This is a genomic window from Borrelia sp. RT5S (genome assembly GCF_021165755.1).
Lineage (GTDB): Bacteria > Spirochaetota > Spirochaetia > Borreliales > Borreliaceae > Borrelia.
The window spans coordinates 669,752-690,341 of record NZ_CP088936.1 but is presented as its reverse complement, the minus strand read 5'-3'; the positions used below and the strand labels follow the sequence as shown (position 1 = coordinate 690,341).

The 20,590-nt window shown below is 31.8% G+C and carries 12 protein-coding genes and 2 tRNA genes; 8 read left to right on the top strand and 6 right to left on the bottom strand.

Translation table 11 applies throughout. From position 1 onward, the window contains the following. Positions 1-159 precede the first annotated feature (159 nt). Positions 160-1,593, bottom strand: a complete 1,434-nt coding sequence (gene zwf, locus LSO06_RS03305) for a glucose-6-phosphate dehydrogenase (RefSeq protein ID WP_370639798.1) — start codon at positions 1,591-1,593, stop codon at positions 160-162. A gap of 167 nt (positions 1,594-1,760) precedes the next feature. On the opposite strand from zwf, the gene LSO06_RS03300 reads away from it, so the two are divergent. From LSO06_RS03300 to LSO06_RS03280, 5 genes are all read left to right on the top strand, one after another. Beyond that, a complete protein-coding gene (locus LSO06_RS03300) occupies positions 1,761-3,206 on the top strand; it encodes a nicotinate phosphoribosyltransferase (RefSeq protein WP_231760887.1) in 1,446 nt (481 codons plus the stop codon). An 8-nt stretch (positions 3,207-3,214) separates the two neighbouring features. Further along, the gene (locus LSO06_RS03295) at positions 3,215-6,439 is read left to right on the top strand and encodes a PD-(D/E)XK nuclease family protein (RefSeq protein ID WP_231760631.1); all 3,225 of its coding nucleotides are present in this window, start codon (positions 3,215-3,217) and stop codon (positions 6,437-6,439) included. Between the two features lie 6 nt (positions 6,440-6,445). Continuing rightward, complete coding sequence (gene recB, locus LSO06_RS03290; RefSeq protein ID WP_231760630.1) at positions 6,446-9,904, top strand: exodeoxyribonuclease V subunit beta; 3,459 nt, start codon at positions 6,446-6,448, stop codon at positions 9,902-9,904. A gap of 17 nt (positions 9,905-9,921) precedes the next feature. Then, complete coding sequence (recD, locus tag LSO06_RS03285; RefSeq protein WP_231760629.1) at positions 9,922-11,748, top strand: exodeoxyribonuclease V subunit alpha; 1,827 nt, start codon at positions 9,922-9,924, stop codon at positions 11,746-11,748. Positions 11,749-11,795: 47 nt separating this feature from the next. Continuing rightward, a tRNA-Asp gene (locus LSO06_RS03280) sits at positions 11,796-11,869 on the top strand. A 17-nt stretch (positions 11,870-11,886) separates the two neighbouring features. Here the strand turns inward: LSO06_RS03280 and pfkB are convergent. Further along, positions 11,887-12,849 carry a 1-phosphofructokinase gene (pfkB, locus tag LSO06_RS03275; protein ID WP_231760628.1) on the bottom strand — a complete coding sequence of 321 codons (963 nt, stop codon included), beginning with the start codon at positions 12,847-12,849 and terminating at the stop codon, positions 11,887-11,889. Positions 12,850-12,939: 90 nt separating this feature from the next. Between pfkB and LSO06_RS03270 the strand changes: the two genes are divergently transcribed. After that, complete coding sequence (locus LSO06_RS03270) at positions 12,940-14,787, top strand: fructose-specific PTS transporter subunit EIIC (protein ID WP_231760627.1); 1,848 nt, start codon at positions 12,940-12,942, stop codon at positions 14,785-14,787. A gap of 28 nt (positions 14,788-14,815) precedes the next feature. Here LSO06_RS03270 and LSO06_RS03265 read toward each other — a convergent pair whose 3' ends face one another. Further along, positions 14,816-15,541 (bottom strand): hypothetical protein, encoded by a 726-nt coding sequence (locus LSO06_RS03265; RefSeq protein ID WP_231760626.1) that lies wholly within the window; start codon positions 15,539-15,541, stop codon positions 14,816-14,818. Between the two features lie 87 nt (positions 15,542-15,628). Between LSO06_RS03265 and LSO06_RS03260 the strand changes: the two genes are divergently transcribed. Together LSO06_RS03260 and rnmV are read left to right on the top strand one after the other, a co-directional pair. Then, positions 15,629-16,897, top strand: coding sequence for a M18 family aminopeptidase (locus tag LSO06_RS03260; RefSeq protein ID WP_231760625.1), 1,269 nt, complete (start codon positions 15,629-15,631; stop codon positions 16,895-16,897). A 27-nt stretch (positions 16,898-16,924) separates the two neighbouring features. After that, positions 16,925-17,458: a ribonuclease M5 gene (rnmV, locus tag LSO06_RS03255; RefSeq protein ID WP_231760624.1), complete on the top strand. Its 534-nt coding sequence runs from the start codon at positions 16,925-16,927 to the stop codon at positions 17,456-17,458. Here rnmV and LSO06_RS03250 read toward each other — a convergent pair. The 3 genes from LSO06_RS03250 to LSO06_RS03240 all read right to left on the bottom strand — a co-directional run bounded on the left by LSO06_RS03250 (position 17,440) and on the right by LSO06_RS03240 (position 20,573). Next, positions 17,440-17,511: transfer RNA gene (locus LSO06_RS03250), tRNA-Asn, on the bottom strand. The two genes, rnmV and LSO06_RS03250, sit on opposite strands and share 19 nt — an antisense overlap. An 82-nt stretch (positions 17,512-17,593) precedes the next feature. Then, on the bottom strand, positions 17,594-19,654 hold the full coding sequence (locus LSO06_RS03245; RefSeq protein WP_231760623.1) for a LysM peptidoglycan-binding domain-containing protein: 2,061 nt from the start codon (positions 19,652-19,654) through the stop codon (positions 17,594-17,596). Continuing rightward, a complete protein-coding gene (locus tag LSO06_RS03240) occupies positions 19,611-20,573 on the bottom strand; it encodes a hypothetical protein (RefSeq protein ID WP_231760622.1) in 963 nt (320 codons plus the stop codon). Before LSO06_RS03240 ends, LSO06_RS03245 begins: the two co-directional genes overlap by 44 nt. Positions 20,574-20,590 lie beyond the last annotated feature (17 nt).

Here is a 20,590-nt window from a genome sequence, read left to right as displayed (position 1 = left end):
TTACCCCCCTAATCTATCACAGTGAATCTTCCACAAATAAATGAATACAATCAAAAAAACAGATTCTATTTAACACAAAAAACTACAACACTGTTACCTTAAGTCTATCTCTATTTCCAAATTAAAAGGTACGTAGATGTAAATGTACTATTTTTGCATTTACATCCTGCGCCAAAAATGGCCCTTTTCTAAAATCACGTTTGCCTGTCGTGGGCCCTCGGATCCATAAAAATAATCCCAATTCTTAACACTACCCCACTTACTAAGAATATCTGATACAAATTCCCAAGAACTATCAATCTCGTCATTACGAGCATATAAGGTTCTATCTCCTAAAAAAGCATCAAGAAGTAAACGCTCATAAGATTCTCCAAAAAATTTACTAAATGAAGAGTGATAAGAAAATTCCATATTAGCTTCCTGCATCTCATAGTTATATCCTGGTCTCTTAGTATTAAACTTAATCTCAATCCCATCTCTTGGTTGAATTCTGAAAATCAAAGCATTTGACATATTATTCAGCGTAGTGTTGAAAAGAGTGAAGTCTGGTTTTTTAAACTGAATATATATTTCTGAAAATTTCCTTACAAGTGCTTTTCCCGTTCTAATATAGAATGGAATGCCAGACCAACGCCAATTATTAATAAATACCTTCATTGCCAAATAAGTTTCAGTATTCGAAGACTTTAAAAATTTAGCTTCTTCCTTGTATCCTTTTCTTAAAAGCCCTTGTACTCGAGAGCCTACATATTGTCCTTTAACAATATGATTTTCAATTTCCTCTTTGTCAAATTTTTTCAAGCTCTTTAAAACCTTGACCTTTTCATCATGAATAAAGTCTGAATTAAATCCAATAGGTGACTCCATTGCAACAAGACTTAAAAGCTGCAAGATATGATTTTGAAACATGTCTTTCAAGGCACCTGCAGAATCATAATACTCAAATCTACCATCAATACCTACTTCTTCAGCAACTGTAATTTGAACAAAATCTACATAACGATTATTCCAAATGTTTTCAAAAATAGAATTTCCAAATCTGAATGTAAAAATATTTTGAACCGTTTCCTTGCCCAAATAGTGATCTATCCTGTAGAGTTGATTCTCTTTGAAAACGGAATAAAGAAGTGAGTTTAGGTACCTAGCCGTATCAAGACTGCTGCCAAAAGGCTTTTCAAGCACTATTTTGGAACATGAAGGCATATCGGTTAATGAGTATGGCTTTAAATTTTCAATTATTGCCTCATAAAACTCAGGAGAAGTTGACAAATAATATACCCTCTCTCTTGTCTTACCCAACAGATTAAACAGTGCAACGTAAGCTTCCTTTTCTTGAAAATCTCCTGCCAAATAAACAAAAAACTTCAAAAAATCGTCTACCAAGGTCAGTTCTTCTTCTTGCCACAAAGCATCCTTAATGTAGACCCTAAACTCCTCGTCATTAAAAATTCTACGTGAAAACCCAATGACCCTGAAATCGCTAATATAACCATCTTTATACAAATTAAAAAGGGAAGGAATAAGCTTCCTTCTTGATAAATTCCCCGTTACACCAAATATTACAATATCGAAACCAGATACATTCTTTTGCATCACAAACTATCTCCAATAAACAAATTATACTATTATCACAAAGCTAAAAACTATGAAATACTCTTCATAAGAACAGTTGCTCTTACTTTAAGTTCAGTTTAAACACATTTAATCGATCTAATATGTAAATTGAGAAGCAAAGATTGACATAATGTATAATGTATAAGATGGATAACATGTCCCTGTTTACAGACTTTTATGAACTTTCGATGATGAATGCCTATTTTGTAAAGAACATCAACCCGAAAGCACAATTTGAAATGTTTTTCAGAAAAACACCCTTTAAAAATGGGTACATAATTCTAGCAGGAATACAAACATTGGTTAGAATCATAGAAGAACTCCATTTTAAAGAAGAAGAAATTGAATACTTAGAAAAACTGCAACACTTTGATAAGAGATTTTTAAAATACTTAAAGACGCTTAAGCTGAACATAAAAATAATCTCAATAAACGAAGGAAGAATTGTCTTTCCTTTAGAACCAATACTAATTATTGAAGGAAACCTCATCGAGCTTTTACTCATAGAAGGACTAGTACTAAACATCATAAATTTTGAAAGCCTCATTGCAACTAAAACAGCAAGAATTAAAGAGGCAGGAGCTCAAACCATAGCTGAATTTGGTCTCAGAAGAGCTCAAGGAATTAATGGAGCCCTCTCAGCAAGTAAAGCCGCCTACATAGGAGGGGCTGACTTTACAAGCAATGTACTTGCAGGATACAAATACAATATTCCAGTCACTGGCACAATGGCCCACAGTTGGGTGATGAGTTTTAAAAGTGAAGAAGAAGCTTTTTGGGAATACGCAAAAACATATCCAAATAATGTAAGCTTGCTAATTGACACTTATGATACGCTTAACAGCGGGATTAAGAATGCAATTAAAGTTTTCAAATCACTAGGGAGCAAGGAAAATCAAAATTTTTCTGTCAGAATTGACAGCGGAGATCTTGAATACTTAAGTAGAGAAGTAAGAAGAGAACTTAATAAGAATGGTCTTTATGAAGTCAAGATCATTGTATCTAACGAACTTGATGAAGATATTATTATGTACCTAAACTCAATTAATGCTCCCATTGATTTTTGGGGAGTAGGGACTCATTTAGTTACAGCAAAAGGAGACCCTAGCCTCTCAGGAGTGTATAAAATGATATCAATTGACCAAAATGGAAGATTTGTTCCTAAAATGAAGATATCAAATAACATCGAAAAATCAACCCTACCCTCTCAGAAAAGGATTGTCAGAATATATTCTGACGATCAAATGATTTTTGACCTAATCTTTTTAAAAGAAGAAGAGGAAGAGATAAGGAAAATGTTAAATTTGGGACAAAAATTCACAATTTATCACCCCTTACAAGAAAACGTGTTTAAAGCAATAAAATCCTATGAAAGCTTCGAATTTTTAATGGATACTAACTTTGAAACCAATAAAATTAATCAAATAGCAGAAATAAGCCTGGAAAATTTAAGGCACAGGGTTCAGAGCGATCTTAAAAAGATTGATCACACATACAAAAGAGTAATAAATCCCCACATATACAAAGTAAGTATTACGGAGAACCTAAGAAACTTAAGAAACAAACTAATTCAAGAAAGCAAAGTTATATGAATTAATTTATGTATAAGATATACAAAACAAACAAAGTTTGTGCGATCTATAATAGAATCCAAGAGTTGATCAGAGATGATGGCATATTTAGAAAAGAAACTGTCATAATCTCAAATAGCAACATTCTAGAAGATGAAATTAAGAAATATTTAGCGTCTTTAAATGGAATTTCGTACAATCTCAACATAAAACAAAACATAATGAAAACCATATACAATCTTTTAGTAGAAAACCGGAACATAAAACGCTTTCTGGAAAGTAATACATTGCTTCTTTATTCAGGAACAGAAAAGTTTATTCTCTACAATATATTAAAAGAAAATAAAATAAAAAACGTTCACCGATTCAAATCAATAAGAAACAGATATATTTTCGCATCAAAGGCAGTATTTTTGTTTCACAAATACTACGATAAATTTTTTAAAATAATTGAGAATTGGAGACAGGGCAAGACCTTATTTAAGGACAAAATTAACTCTCGATATGAGTTGATGCAAAAGGAAATGTTTAAAAAACTATTTGAAAACCAAATCAACATCTTTGACTTATATGAACAAATAGAAAATGAAATAAAAGGCGTTCCTGAGTGCATTGAAACAAAAAAACTGATAATTATTGGAGAGGCCAGAGAAACTGACAAAAAAATATTGTACTACTTGCAAAAAATTTTCAAACTTGAAGTCCATGAACTAGTTTTAGAAGACGTAACTCAATATCAGTCTGTTTTAATAGATGAACTTCTGCCAACAAAAATAGAAAAACACAATTTAGAGGTACAAATAGAGAAAGAAATTGACACTAACTTATTTGAAGAGAAAAATTTCCTAGCAAGCCTTAAAAATAGCATCATAGCACAAACTGCCCTGTTAAGCCCAGATAACAGTTTTAAAATAATAGAAGCATCAACACAAAGACGAGAAGTAGAAATTTTGGTAAATAATATTTTATACTCAACACAAAATAGTAATTTAAAACTAAACGACATCGTAATAACCTGTCTTCCAAAAGAAATTGACATATACCTACCATACATAGAAGAATTTTTAAACAAATACGATGTTGATTTTAATGTACTAGATTATAAAGACATTTCAAAAAGTAAAAGTGTGGTGGCCTTAAAAAAATTAATGGAACTATTCATTTCAAACAAAGGTACTGTTAGCAACTTTAATAGAAAAGAAATAATTGAATTCTTAAGTAGTGCAAAGGTTATGAATAAATTCAATATATCAATAAATGAATTGCAAAACTTAATAACATTTAGTGATGCCATGAATATTAATTTCGGAATGAATGACGCTCATAAAGAAAATTTATCATATGACAAAACTTTTTTAAATTCATGGGAAGATGGTTTTAACAGATTCTTAATGTCTGAAATCTTTAATGAAAAATATGAAAACGAAAATCTTGAAGAAAATATAAGCTTTCAGGACCCAACTTCAGTAATACAACTAAAAACCATAATAAGCAGTCTGTATGAAGATATAACTTATTTTAGAGGAAGGGAATACACAGTATATGAATGGGCAGAAATAATAGAAATATTTATAAATAAATACATTAAGCTTGAAGATGACGACAAAATTGATGAATACATAAGGACAAGAGTACAATACCTCAAAAATTTTTCAAGAGACTTTAATGAAAATCTTTACAAAGATTACATGGAAAAAATTAAAGATACAAAAGTCGAATTTGCTCTTTTTAAAATAATGTTTGAAGAAAGTCTAGAACAAAAATCATATCAACTAATGAATCAAAACATGGGAATACTTGTTGCTAGCTGTGATAAAATCGAGTATCTACTGAAATCTGAAATCCACTTTCTAGGAGCTGATAAATTAAACTCAAACATAGCCTTGGATAACATGAACTTACTAAATGAATATTATGATTATGCGAATGTAGAACAAAATAACATCTCAAATTTAATCAATATAATCTTTGCGGCATCAAATAAATTTTATCTTTATTATTCACTAAGCAAATCTTTAAATCCGGATATTAACAAACCCAAAGTAATACACAAAATAATAGATTACATAAAAGATATGGGGCAAGAAGTGGAAATTGAGACACACCCAAGAGAAAATTATGATTTTAAATATTTTAAAGAACCAAAAGCTAATTATTTAATAAACTATGATAAAAATGCCTTCTGCATCGCAGAATCACTAAAGCATGGCAATTATACAAAATTTATACAAAAAAGAGTTAAATTAAGGAGGCCAATCTCACTAGACATAAAGGATATCAATAAAGCCATAACTAACCCATACAAATACTTTTATGAAAAAATACTAAATGTATACATTAAAGACATAAGCCAAGTTAATGAAATTAAAGAAAAACAAGAGGAACAAATTGTAGATATTATTAACTTTAACTACAGTTTGATGGACAGTTTTACATTACTACACAAATATATAAAAAATGAAATTGGTGAACATCAAATACTTGAAAGAATAGATAGCATAATTGAGCATAAAATTCAAAAAGGAGTGATTCCTCTGAATTTCAAAAGAGAAGTGATTAAGGAAGAATTCGTATCAAAACTTAATGAAATAAAAAATAACATTGAAATAAATTTTCAAGAATTTTTTAAAATGGAGATGGTCAATATTACATTAAATAAAATAGTACCTATTAGTTTTGAAGACGAAACATTAGAATTTAAATTAAATGGAAGTCTTCAAAACATATATAAGATCGATAATAGGTACTATTACTGCTCATTGGAAAAAAAAGAACACAGAACGGACACTATTGCCAGGAAAATAGACCTATACATACTAGGACTAATTTTAAAAAGCGAGGTTAAGAATATAAATTCAATTCAGGAAATTAAAATCTCTTATGAAAATGCTCAATTGTCACTTGATAATGCCTATGAGGGCACAGCAATAAATCTTTCAGAGCTTGAAAACCTATTAAAACAAATTGCATACATCTCAAGTTACCCCACTCCCATCTACAAAGACTTAATAAATAAAAGCTTAACTAAAATAAAAGATATAAATGAATTTTCTACCGAACTAGAAGCACAGATAAGATATCCTCAGAAAAGCCTTGCTACTACAAAAAATATGGAGTATTTTCTTGCACAAAAAGACATTACATGGTGCCCTTATTACAATAGATTTAAAGATACCAATAATTTAAGCATAGATAAATCCTTAGAAAAACTACTAAAAGATTTTTATATTAAATTTATAAAGACGCAAAGTTAATTTTTTATGCAAGATATACTGGATAAAATTGAGCAAAACGAAAAAATATTAATTGAGGCATCAGCAGGAACTGGAAAGACATACACACTTGAACACACAATTACAAGCTTGCTAACAAACAAAATATACTCTCCAAGCGAGATCTTGGTGTTGACATTTACAAAAAAGGCAACAGAAGAAATGCATGTCAGGATATTAAAGTCAATTGAGAATGCATACAACAATTCCAAAACAGAAAAATTACTAAAGAGAATTTACACACAATCAAATAAAATTTTCATCTCAACTATACACAAATTTGCATTACATTCCCTAAATAATTTTCAAATTGAAACAGAGAATTTCTCTCAATATAGAGTAAAAGAGAATTTCACATCAGAAATAGATGAAATAGTCTACGAACTCTTAAGAAAAACGGAAGGACTTAAAAAAGAATTAGCAATAAAGAATTATGAATTTGAAATCTTTAAATCCAATTTTGGAAACACAGACGAGATGATTAGAAGCATAAGAAATGCTTATAAAAGAGACAAGACAGTAGAGCTTGGAGAATGGGTAGAGAAACAAACTATTTTTCAAAACATACTTACCAATAAAGACAAACTAATTGAGAAATATAACCTAATAGTAGAAACACTAAACACAATGAATATGGAAGAAAGGAGAACTTTTCTTAACAAACATAATCAAGGAACTAAAATTTCAGAAATTAAATATAGAAAAGAAGGAGACATAGTAAAGATAACAGAAGTACTTATAAACAACAAATTCTTACACAAAATAATAACATCCAATATCAATAAAAATACTACTCTCTTGGATAAAGAAATATGGATTAAAAATTCTTTAATAGAGCTTAGTCGCGAGACAAATACAGACAAAGAGCAAAACCTAGATAAGAAAAAGATTCAGAAAAGCAAACTCAGAAAATATATTAAATTGAGTGTTAAACATAAAATCCTTAAATATATAGAAAGAGAACTTGCAAACGTTATTAGTGCAACAAATACAATAGATCAAAAACACGTAATACTGAACTTTAGAAAACACCTCAAGTCTCCTGACAAGACCTTATTAAATTCACTAAAAAGTAGATATAAAGTAATACTAATAGATGAAGCACAAGATTTAGACCTTGTGCAAATAGAAATATTTGAAATTCTCAACTCTTGTGGAATAAAACTAGTGTTTATAGCCGACCCTAAACAAATAATTTATGCATTCCGAAATGCTGATGTTTCATTTTATAACCAAGGAATAAAATATAAAACAAAGGAAGAGGCAAGAATAACTTTAGGCATAAACCATAGATCAAATAAAAAGTTAGTTGATCCTTTAAATATTATGTTTAGCAATATCTACAATAAAACATGGACATCAAAAATTGAACAAATTGAATTTAGTAGCTCAAAAACAGAACCTAAAAATGACAAAAATAACATTTTTATAAACGATGAAGAAATAGAAGGAATAAACATAATAGAGGCTGAAAGAGATGAAAACGCTATGCAAAAAGCGGCACTTACAATCAAATATTTACTAACAAATGGAAAAATATACGATGATGACAACCTTAGAAGAATTAAAGAATCCGATATTACAATACTCTGTAGAACATCAAAAGAAATGACTCTAATAGATAAAGCACTCCAAAGCGAAAATATTAAAACAAACAAAACTGAAAGATCATTCTTTAAAACGAAAGAATTTGGTGAGGTATTTTATTTAATCAAATGTCTAGACAGAAATCAAGAATTTAAAACTTTAAACTATGTATTAACCAGTAAAATAATAAATCTTCCCTGGGAGCTGTACCTGGACTTCATGGAAAAAAATGAAATCCACTACATAGAAGAATCCATTAGTGACATCATATACTTACTTGAGAATAAAGAAATAACACTAATAAAAGCAATAGAAATGATTATATCAAACAAAAATTTCTGGATAAAACTGGCAAAAAATTTTAGTAGTCCACCCTTTAGCGAATTTGCAATCACAAAAAGAAGCTATAGAGAAACACTAATAAATGAGGGAAAATTTGAAGAGCTTAATAATCATGAGGCATGCCTAGATCTCATTTCCAAAATTTACTACAAGGAAAAGAATGTAGAATCAGTAATATCTACACTAGAAGCCCACATAATCAACAAGGACTTTGAAGAAGACGAAGATAAGCAAGAAATTAAAGATAGTAAATCCATAGAAATACTTACAATTCACAAATCAAAAGGACTAAGCCTTAACATTGTATTTCTAATAGGCGACCCTCAAGACAATAAAAATAAAACCTTACTCAAGCCATCCGAACCATTCTATAAATTTTGTTCTGAAGACAAAATAGAATATGATTTTTTAAAATTAAAAGAAAACCAAGAATTTGCTACACTTAAATTCTTAAACGAAGAAAAAAACCTTTTCTACGTAGGAGCAACAAGGGCTCGATTTGCACTATTTATTATCAATAAAGGAAAAATAACGCAAATAATGCTAGCTCTAGCAGAAACAAAAACAATTGCCGGTATAAACCTAGACTTTAATGTACACAATTTATTACAAACTCATCAATTCAATAAACTAGATACGGACTGTAACACAAATGTAGCATTAATTCCGCCGCCCCCAATAAATAAGAGTTTATTTAAAAAAGAACATACACACAGCTATACAAGCCTTGCAGCAATTCATAAATCAATATATTACACAAATAGAGACGCAAGAGATGACGCAGATTATGCTAATGATGATTTTATCAAAGAAACACTTCCAAGGGGTAAAGATATTGGAAATATTTTGCATGCTATTATGGAAGACATAGATTTTAGCGTTGCAAAAGGCACTTTTGAAACTTTTCAAGAAATGAGCCTAAATCTCGTACAAAAAAAGATAAGATATTTCAATTCAAATCTAAACACATCTGAAATACAAGAAGCACTTTTACAAATGGTTTACAATATGTTGAACACAAAAATTAAATTTATTGACGCAAGGTTATGCGATCTTCAGGAATTACAAAAGGAAATGGAATTTTTAGTTAAAATAGATAGCAAACCTAATGAAGAGAGGAACCTATTTTTGAATTACAAAAATCTTAATTTAGATTTGAAAGGCGGATACATCAAAGGCATAATCGACCTTACCTTTAAAATTAATAATAAGGTATACATTCTAGACTATAAAACAAATTATCTTGGACAAAACATACGGGACTATCATCTGGCAAACTTAAAGGAAGTAATGAAACAAGAACGTTATGATTTACAATACAAAATTTATGCACTGGGGCTAAGAAAAATACTATTTAAGAACATGGATGAGTACGATAAAAACTTCGGAGGGATACTATACCTCTTTACAAGGGCATTTGGGAAGGGAACAGAAAGTCAGTCTGACTCTCAGAATGGAATCTATACAGCCCTACCAAACTTTAAAGAATTAGACTTGGAGCAGATAGTTATAACTTAAATAATTGAAAGGAAAATATGAGAAATTATCTAGTCTTAAGAGAATTCTTAAAAGATAATAAGAGAAATTACTTAAATCCCGAACTTAAAATCTGTGAACTAATTGAAATACTAAATATAAATATAGAAAATTATTACAAATCACATCTACTGATAGGTAACATCAAAGACGGAATGTATGAAGAGCTTACTATATTTTTAATATTCTTATTCAATTATCTTTCTAAAGGACATTTAAGAGCTAATATCAGCTTACTAATAGACAATATTGCAAAAACAATAGAGAATGCTTACCTTGAACTTGAAGAGGAAGATAAATTTTATAGAAAATCAATACAAATACTGGAAGGACTTAAACAATTTACAAGAATAACCAAAATCAACGAAATAGTATTATGTTTAAAGCAACGCAATATAATAAAAGATCTTAATTTAAATGAAAAAATAACAACTCCTTTAATACTAGAAAGCAATACTAATATTTACACTCAAAAAAATTTCAGGGAAGAAGAAGAATTAATTAAAAAGATAGACGAAAGAATCAAAAACAGCAAGAGTAAAATTAGCAAACAGACAGTACAAAATATCATGACGAATTTAAATACTAAAGGCTTAAACAAAGAGCAAGTAAGCTCAATTGGAAAATCTTTAAAAAGTAACTTTTTTATTCTAAGCGGAGGTCCTGGTACAGGAAAAACAACAACCATCGGTTACATTCTAAAAGCAATTGATATTGGTTTAGACACCAAGCAAAAAGTAGCACTCATAGCATCAACTGGAAAAGCAAGTCAAAAGCTGAAATCGAGCTTAAAAGAAACATTTAAAAATCTTGAAACAGAATATGGTACGGTACACAAATTATTAAAAATTTCATTTATCAATAAAGATTACAAATACAATGAAAAAAATCCTTTAGATTTTGACATAATCATAGTTGATGAAACATCTATGGTAGATGCAAGCACTTTCTTAAAGTTACTCAAGGCAGTCCATATAAACACAAAACTTATAATAACAGGGGATAAAAATCAGCTTCCATCAATATCTGGGGGCAACGTGTATGCAAGTCTTGTTAAAATAAAAGACATAAACAATGAAAATGTAGAAATACTTAAAAAAAATTTCAGAAGCAACCAAGAGATTAACTTGCTAGCAGAAGCAATATATAAAGAAAACGAAGATTTAATCTTTACCCAAATTAATAATGGTAACAGCATGCTTTTAAAGGATATAAACAAAATAAGCATAGAAAATGAATTACTCAATTACACAACAACCCTATATGAAAATATATCCGGCTTTAATCTTAAATTATTAACAGATGAAAAAATAGAATCAATTCTTAACATTTTAATCAACAAAACTATTTTATGCTCAAGAAATCTTGGGAAATTTGGAACAAAAAGAATAAATGAAAGCATAAAAACTCATTTAAAAAAAATTCATGGTAATTTAGTTGGACAAATAATTCTTATTACTCAAAATGACTATAAAAATGATTTATTTAATGGAGAAAGAGGAATTCTCTTTAAAGAAAATTCTAAAATTTACGCTTTGTTTAAAAGAGATAATGAAAAATATAAAAAAATAAATTTTAACTTACTAAATAAATATGAACTTAGCTTTGCTACAACAATACATAAAAGCCAAGGTTCTGAATATGAAAGTGTAGTAATCATAATAGAAGATCATCCCTTCTTAACAAAAGAACTACTCTATACCGCAGTAACTAGAGCTAGGAAAAGCATAAAAATAATATCAAGCCAAGATATCATTAAAAATGTTAGCCGAAAAACAGTAGACAGAGATTCAAAAATATGGGAATACATACATACATTAAAATAAATTGACAAAGAAAAATAAAAACAATATACTTTTAGGGTATTGTGTTTGGGGGTGTAGTTCAGTTGGTTAGAACGCCTGCCTGTCACGCAGGAGGTCGCGGGTTCGAGACCCGTCGCTCCCGATGTTTTGGGACTTCATTCACTTTTTTCTTCGTGTGGTTTGTTGTTCTCCTTTGTTTTTGGGGAGTTTTGGAAAGATCTGCTTGATTCTGATTTTGCTTAAAGCGTCTTTAACATCATCAAGACTACAAAGCTGTCCCTTTAGTGCTGTTGCGGTACCTGATGCGACTCCGAACTTGAAAGAATCACAAAAGGATTTCCCGTTGTGGTGAGCATATACAAATCCGGCTACAACAGAATCCCCTGCCCCAATCGTACTGGGGGAATCAGCTCTTGGAACAATAGCTAAATAAGCGTCTTGTGCTCCTACAAAAACAGCTCCTTCTAATCCCATTGAAACTATAATATTTTGGATACCCTCATTTATTAATTTATGCCCAGCCTTGATTATATCTTCAACAGAAGTTAACTTAATACCTAAAATCTCCTCAAGTTCCCTAATATTCGGCTTTATTAAAAAAGGTTTAAGTCCTATAGCTTCCTGTAAAGCCATCCCACTGGTGTCAACAATCAATCTAACCTTGTCAGAAATGTGCTTACCTATCTCGTTATATGCACTATGTCCAATCGATCTTGGAATGCTACCAGACATTATCAGTATACCATCATCTAATTGTTCCAATTTTGAAATCAAAAGCTTTAAATCATCCTTAAGTATTACAGGTGAATTTCCGTTAATCTCTGTCTCTTCTTTATTAGACATCATTTTAATATTTACCCTAGTGTGCTCTCTTATCCTTACGAAGTCATGCTTTATTCCTAGCAAATCAAGAGAATGCTCTATATAATCACCAGTAAATCCACCCACAAACCCAAAAGCTATGCTTTCTGTGCCAAAATTTTTAAGCACGCTACTTACATTTATCCCTTTCCCGCCTGCAAAAAAGTTGCTCATAAGAGAGCGATTAAGACATCCCTCACGAAAACCATCCACAACTATTTTATAATCAACAGCAGGATTGAGAGTTAGAGTATATATCAAACCAGCCTCCTTGCAACTAGATAAAATCGTTAAATCATTATATAGTTTATAACCACGTATTATATACCATCTATGGTAAAGGAGTCTTCTATGAAGCATTTATTCTCTGAAAACTTAATATTGTTGAATTATGAAGCTAAAAGCAAAGACGATGTCATTGAAAAAATGGCATCTATGCTTTTTGAAAACGGATACCTGCGGGATAAGAAGACCTTCATAGACAACATAAGAAAACGAGAAGAAACAAATGGAACGGGCCTTGAAGAGCACATTGCAATGCCACATGCAAAGGGCAGCTTCGTTAAGAAACACGGAATCGCCATATTGCGAGTTACAGGCGATGGATTTGATTTTGATGCTTCTGATTCAAAACTCTCAAAATTATTCTTCATGATGGCTGTCCCTGAAGAGATTACTGGGAATACTCATATTAAGGTAATATCTTCACTTAATAACGTATTCAACAATAATGCTTTAAGAGAAGAAATTATGAATACAGACGATAAAGATAGGTTTTTAAACATCCTTTTAGGTAGTAGCACAAATGAGACAACCAATAACTCTAGCTCTGCGAATTTTATCCTAGCCGTAACGGCTTGTCCTGTGGGAATTGCTCATACATACATGGCAGCTGATAGTCTCAGACGTGCCGCTGCTGAACTAAATGTAGAGATAAAAGTAGAAACTAATGGCTCTAGTGGGATTGATAATCCAATAACAGAAGAAGAAATAATAAGAGCAAAGGGCATAATAATTGCTTCTGGAAAAACTGTCCAGAAGGAAAGGTTTAATGGCAAACCACTAATTGAAGTTAGCGTGAAAGATGGCATACACAAAGCAAAAGAACTTATTGAAAATATTCTTGAAAACAAAGCACAAATTTATGAAAGTAAACTTGTGCAAGTAAAAAACGAGCACAACATGAAAGCAAACGGATCGTATAAGCATTTAATGAATGGTGTCTCATTTATGCTTCCCTTTGTAGTCTCAGGGGGTATAATAATTGCAATATCATTCATGTTCGGGATTAAAGCATTTGATCCTAGTGATCCAAGCTATCATAAGATAGCAGACATTTTAATGCAAATTGGCGGCAATAATGCCTTTTTCTTAATGATTCCAATACTTGCCGGCTACATTTCATTCAGCATAGCAGAGCGTCCTGGGCTTGCTCCTGGTATGGTTACAGGACTCATGATGAGTAAGGGAGATGCTGGTTTCCTTGGTGGAATACTGGCAGGATTTATTGCAGGTTATGTAACTCTGGGGGTAAAGTCAATAAGCCGCAAAATCGTACCTCAAACTTTAAGTGGAATAAACCCTGTTTTAATCTATCCTTTCTTCTCAGTACTAGTATCAAGTTTTTTGGTATATATCTTACTAGCGCCTATTGCATTTATTAATATATCAATAACAAATATGCTAAACACACTTAGTGGTATGAATATGGCAATACTTGGTGCTTTGTTAGGTGGTATGATGGCAGTAGATATGGGAGGGCCCGTGAACAAAGCGGCGTATGCATTCGGGATTGCAATGATAACCGCCCACAATTATATTCCTCACGCAAGCATAATGGCAGGCGGAATGATCCCCCCTCTTGGAGTAGCACTTGCAACCAGTATTTTCAGCAGCAAGTTCTCAAAAGAAGAGAAAGAAACTGGTAAAGTTTGCTATTTTCTAGGCGCATGTTTTATTACAGAAGGAGTAATCCCATTAGCAGCAGCAGACCCCTTAAAGGTTATACCTGCCTGCATACTGGGCTCATCCATAGGCGGCTTTCTATCTGCACTATTTGAAGTAAAACTCATGGCCCCACATGGGGGAATTTTCATCCTCCCAATAGCTACTAACCCCCTAATGTGGATAATATCCATCCTGATAGGAAGTGTAGTAACAGCGCTATCACTGGGATTTATGAAAAGAGATGAGGGTTGATTCCATCCTCCTTTCATAATAAGGGAGTTTAATAAACTAGTCTCAATCTTATTGGTTTCTCTAGACTCAAGCCCTTAATCATGTCCAATTTAAACTCTAGATTATTTAAACTAGTCTGCTTAAATCCGAATTGTTCTTTAATCTTTCTTGAAGTCTTTATCTTAAGTTTAATGTTAGAGCTATCTATAAGCTCACCCGCCTTGCTAGTAAAATCTGATAAAAAGTAAACTAAAACATCTCTGTATTCTTTTTCAGTCATTGGCACTTCCTCTGATGGAAGAAGTGCTGCAAGAGCATCATTTATTGATTCTTTATTATCGTTGATAATTTTTGTGACATTTTTTATATTAATGTCAATATCAATAATATTTCTGCCATTTTTGTTCTCCACCTTCAATAGTGGCATTGTTTCTTTTTCTAAATAATCTTTAAGGACTTTACCTAAATTATCAAACTCAACAACAAGTTCAAGAGAATCTCCTTTCTCTTTGATCTCTGAAAGCTTTAGACCCGAATCCTCTCCCAAATCTTTAAAATACTTTCTTATCTCATCGACAGGGAAAAGAGGCATTCTAGCTACTTTCTCGCCCCCAAGGGTAGCCACAAGTTCTCTTCTTATTCTTTCAAACTCCGGCTTAACATTAAATACTACTGAAACTGTTCCACTCATATTATCTCTTAAATCGACCGTTGTATTTGCAGTACAAGAAATAAAAATTAAAGACATGAGCAACAATTTACTAAAATTTTTCATTTAATCTCCTTTATATACATACCAACCATTATAATAATATATAAACTATAAAGACAATAAAACCAAAACAGTAGGAGGACACAACGGATGGATGATCAAACCTTAGATATTTCATATTTTCGAAATTTATTAGATACAAGCATAACCCCATATCATCTAGTAAATTACATTGAACAAAAATTAGTACATTACCTTAATGCTAGTGAATTAAGACTTGATGATAAGTGGATCTTAAAAACAGGATGTTACTACATTAAAAAAGAAGGCACATCTCTTATTGCATTTAACATTAATACCGATAAAATACAAGAACCGTTTTTAATAGCAGGGGCACACTCTGACAGCCCTGGGTTAAAACTTAAAATAGAGTCTATAAAGAATAAAGGGAATGTATTTTCAAATCACATTGAGGTTTATGGGGGACCAATCATTTCAACTTGGACTGACAGAGATTTAACCCTAGCAGGAGTTGTGTATTTCAATAAAGATGGGATGGTTAATTCAGAACTAATAACGATCGAAAACATTGGCATTATACCAAATGTTGCAATTCACCTAAACCGCAGGATTAATGAAGGATTTGCGTATGATACCCATGAAAATATTATAGTTATTACTAGCATCCAGAAAAGCATTAAGGAAATAATTCTGGAGAAACTCAACATATCGGAGAAAGATTTCCTATCTTGTGATCTACTCTTTACAGCGTCTGAAGCCTCTAAAATCATTGGTAGTGAAGGTGAATTTTTGTCATCAAAAAATCTTGATAACAAATCTGGATGTCACGCCATCATGAACGCATTCGTGCATACAAACAACAATAAAAACAAAGTGGCTGTGTTTTTCGACAATGAGGAAATTGGGTCTTTAACTTCAAGAGGAGCTGATTCACAACTATTAACAGAAGTATTAGAAAGAATTGATTATGCTTTAAACTTGGGAAGAGAAGAACACTTAATAAAGCTAAACAAATCATTCCACATTTCAATGGACGCTGCGCATGGTGTGCATCCTGGATACACGGATAAACACGACCCACAGTATGAAGTAAGCCTAGGGAAAGGTGTGACGATTAAAAGTAATGCTAATTTTAAATATGCAACAACAGCAAATGGCTGTGCAAAACTTAAATCGTTGGCCATGAAAAATAACATTCAAGTTCAAGAAATAATATTGAAAGCAAATGTTAATGCCGGAACCACAATTGGACCTATTACAAACGCTCAAACAGGTATTGAAACCATAGACATTGGAACCCCAATGTGGGCAATGCACTCTTTAAGAGAAACAATCGCGATATCGGATCACATAAATGCAATCAAATTGCTCAGATCATTTTTTGAAAATTGGAATTAAATTCTGGAAATAATAAAAGAAATCATTGTGGTTGAAGGTAAAGATGATGCTAGGAGACTAAAAGAAATATTTGAGTGTACTGTAATTGAAACTGGTGGACTTCACATTAGCACAGAAACTATCAAAGTACTAAAGCGAGCACTAGCAACAAATGGAATAATTATCTTTACTGATAGCGATAAGGCAGGAGATTTAATTAGGAAACAGATACTCAGAAGGCTAAAGTATTCAAATCAGGACAATATTAAGCATGCTCTTCTTGAAAGTGAAAATAAAGAGGTTGAGATGTCCTCTAGACTTGAAATAATGAAAGCTTTAAAAAAAGTGACCACTTTCTACGCAAGAGGAGCTAAAGAGGGCCTAACCTTAAGTGATTTAATAGAGCTCGGACTCACAGGAAGCCAATCTAGGGAAAGAAGAGAGAAGGTACAACAACACTTTCAATTAGGAAATGGTAACAACAAAAGACTACTTGAAAGGATAAACTATTTTAGAATCAAACGAGAAGAAATAGAAGAGATAATTCACCAAAAAAAACAAAACTCCCCCAGAAGGACTTGAACCTCCGACCTAGTGGTTAACAGCCACCCGCTCTACCACTGAGCTATAGGGGAATAAACACTAGAAGTATTATCCTAAATTGATTTTTTTTTGTCAATTAAATTGCAATTTTTTCCAGAAAATGGCGAATTTAGTCTAAGACAAGATTTTAAAAATAGAATCCGCAAGCATCTTAGAATCTTGGTCTCTTAACTTAGCAAACCTGATTGCCCAAGCATCTTCATCAAATGCCAAATTTCTAACTTCAACCAAAAATTTAGTCCTAACAATATTATTCTTCAGCACATAAAGATTTTGTCCCTTAATATAGAAACTTCTCTTAAACCCCTGTGTGATTTTTTCAATAGCAGCCTTAGAATGCAAATCCGAACTCTTCCCATCTTCATATTGGTAATAAAATCCCATGCTCCGAGGAGCTCCTACACTATTATCGGCATGTAAGCTAATATAGAGAATATCTTTCTCATCGATCTTTTTATACTTATTTACAAATTTACGAACAACGGATAGCCTTTTCTTTAAACCTTCCTGGGTCCCGCTTATCCAAGAATCAACTGTATCATTCTTGTTTAAATCATAGTCATTATAAACTTCATTCTTAACATTAACAAATGTATTATTAGCAGATACGCTGTCTCTAATTAAATGATCGGGAGCTAAAATAGTAAGCTCAACATTAGCTCCATACTCTTTAAGATACACATAAAGCCTTAAGGCAATATCATAAACATATTCGTCTTCAACAACAAAAATTTCATTACCAAGGCCATCTTTTGCCTTAACAATGGCACCAGGATCAAGCCCCCCATGGCCAGGGTCAATAATTATTAATTTATTTTTAAGCTTATTGTTCTTAACTGGTCTGGTCTTAACAAGACTTTCAAAACTTTGAAAAAGCTGACTTGCCTTCTTATAAGCATTAAGAGGCGAGCGCCAATCCTCCGAGTAAAATTCACTTGGTTGGCTTATTTTCCTGGGTTTATACCAATAATAAAAATCTCCATTAACTTCAAATATAGGTATTTTAGGATCCAGAACCACCAAAGCACTCACATCAAAAAAATCCCTCCTATCTAAAACATTGGAAAAGCTTAAATCCAACTTTTTATTCTTAGTAGAAGGAACATTTGCAAGAGCTCTAACTTTACTTCCAGAGTTACTAATCTGTTCCACAGAATCTCTTAAATCTTTACTAGCAACATTAGATTCTTTTTGTTTGTCGTAAATTTTAAGTTCTTGTTTATAAGAAATATTATTTCCACTTAAATTATTCCATCTCTTAAGTTCTTCAATCAAAACTCCATATTTACGTGCAATACTATATAGGGTTTCCCCAACAGATACCTCATGTAACATAAAATCCTTACTACTCTTTTCTATTGCCGGCCTCACATTCCCAGAGCCTACCGAACTCTCTTCAATAGTCTTTGAAACCTCCAAAATGGAATCTGCTTTTAAGTTTATTGCCTTCTCTCCATTAAGATTAACTAGATGCTTTGAGGTCACACCGTAAATATATGCAATCTTACCAAGAGTTTCGCCCCTCTTTACATAATGAAAATTAATATTACCAGAGGCCTTCTTTAAATATAATTTCTGCCCGATTATTAAATTTTGATCCTCTAAAGAATTTAATCTTATGATGTCTTGGATACTAATATTAAAATCCAGAGCTAACTGGGACAGTGAATCACCTTTCTTAACTACATATGGCTTTAAAAAATCAGGCTCACTTACAACTAGCTTAGAGGCAAATTTAACAGGTTTAGTACTTAAACCATTCCAAGCAAGCAACTCCTTCTCTTTAACCCCATACTGCTTTGCTATTGCCTCAACAGTATCATTAGCTTTTACAACATGAATTTTTGAACCAATACTACCATCATTACTAATACCAGGCTTTTCAACGTTCTTCTTAACAATTTCATGCCCATCGGAGAGCTTTGGAATAATTAATACAAGCCCCAATCTAATACTATCAGAACTAAGACTATTTACCCTTTTAAGGTCTCTTATTGGAACTCTATACTTAAGAGAAATAGAATACAGGGTATCCCCTTTAACCACCTCATGCTTAAAATTCGCATGTAAACCCAGGGAACTTATGATCCACAAAAAAATACCAAGTCCTTTAATCTTAAAAATTAGGTGCTTAATACTTCTCCTTAACTCCAATATTTTGAACGGCGTAATCATAAATTATCCAATAAAAATCATACTTCTTGAAGAAAAAGGTATAGCGTTTGATTATATAAAAATGACCATCATCAAAATACAAGTCAGCAATCACCTTCCCCGTGGTATCTGTATAAGTCGTTTCAACAATAGAAAATTTACTAGGAATCCTTGAAATGTCAGCACCATTTCCACTCCATAAATACTCTTTATACTCTTCTAACATATTACTAGAACCTGACTTTAATTCTTGTTCATAGATGTATGCTTTATTCTGATCATTTAAAATAAAACTCTCAATGTCAATATACAAGAAAAACTTCTCCTTCTTCCCAAGACGCAATGCCTCAAACAAATATTCAACAATCTTATCAGGAGACAAATTTACTCTTTTTAAAACACCCTGTATCTCATGATTGGATGAGATATTGGAAAAATCCACCTTCTGATCAACATCATCTACCCTAGGTTTTAAAAATAATGTAACAACATTAGATTCTATTCGTTTTTGCGCATCCGAAATATCTGGGAAGAATACACCCTTTATAAAATAAACTCCATCCTTATCAAATTGTACAAATTGATTTAAGCTCATAACTACAGAAAATTTTTCATTAGGTCTTAAAGTCAGCGTTCTAACAGGAATAGCAACATTCTTTGATCTATCCTTAACATATTCAATAGGTCTCTTAACTCTCATATTAGTAATATCTGTAACATCGAAATCGAATCCAAAAGTATTAATGTCCCCCATTTCAAGAGCAATCAAATCATCAGATAAGTTAGCAAGTGAAACCTCAACAGAAATATTACTATTAATACGATAGATTGATTGATTGAAAAACTTTATCTTAAAATCAAGACCCCTGTAATCTCTAGAAAAAAGAATAACAGGAACATAAGCAAGAAACAAAAACAAAAACAACTTTCTAAATTCCATAAACTCCTCAAAAACCC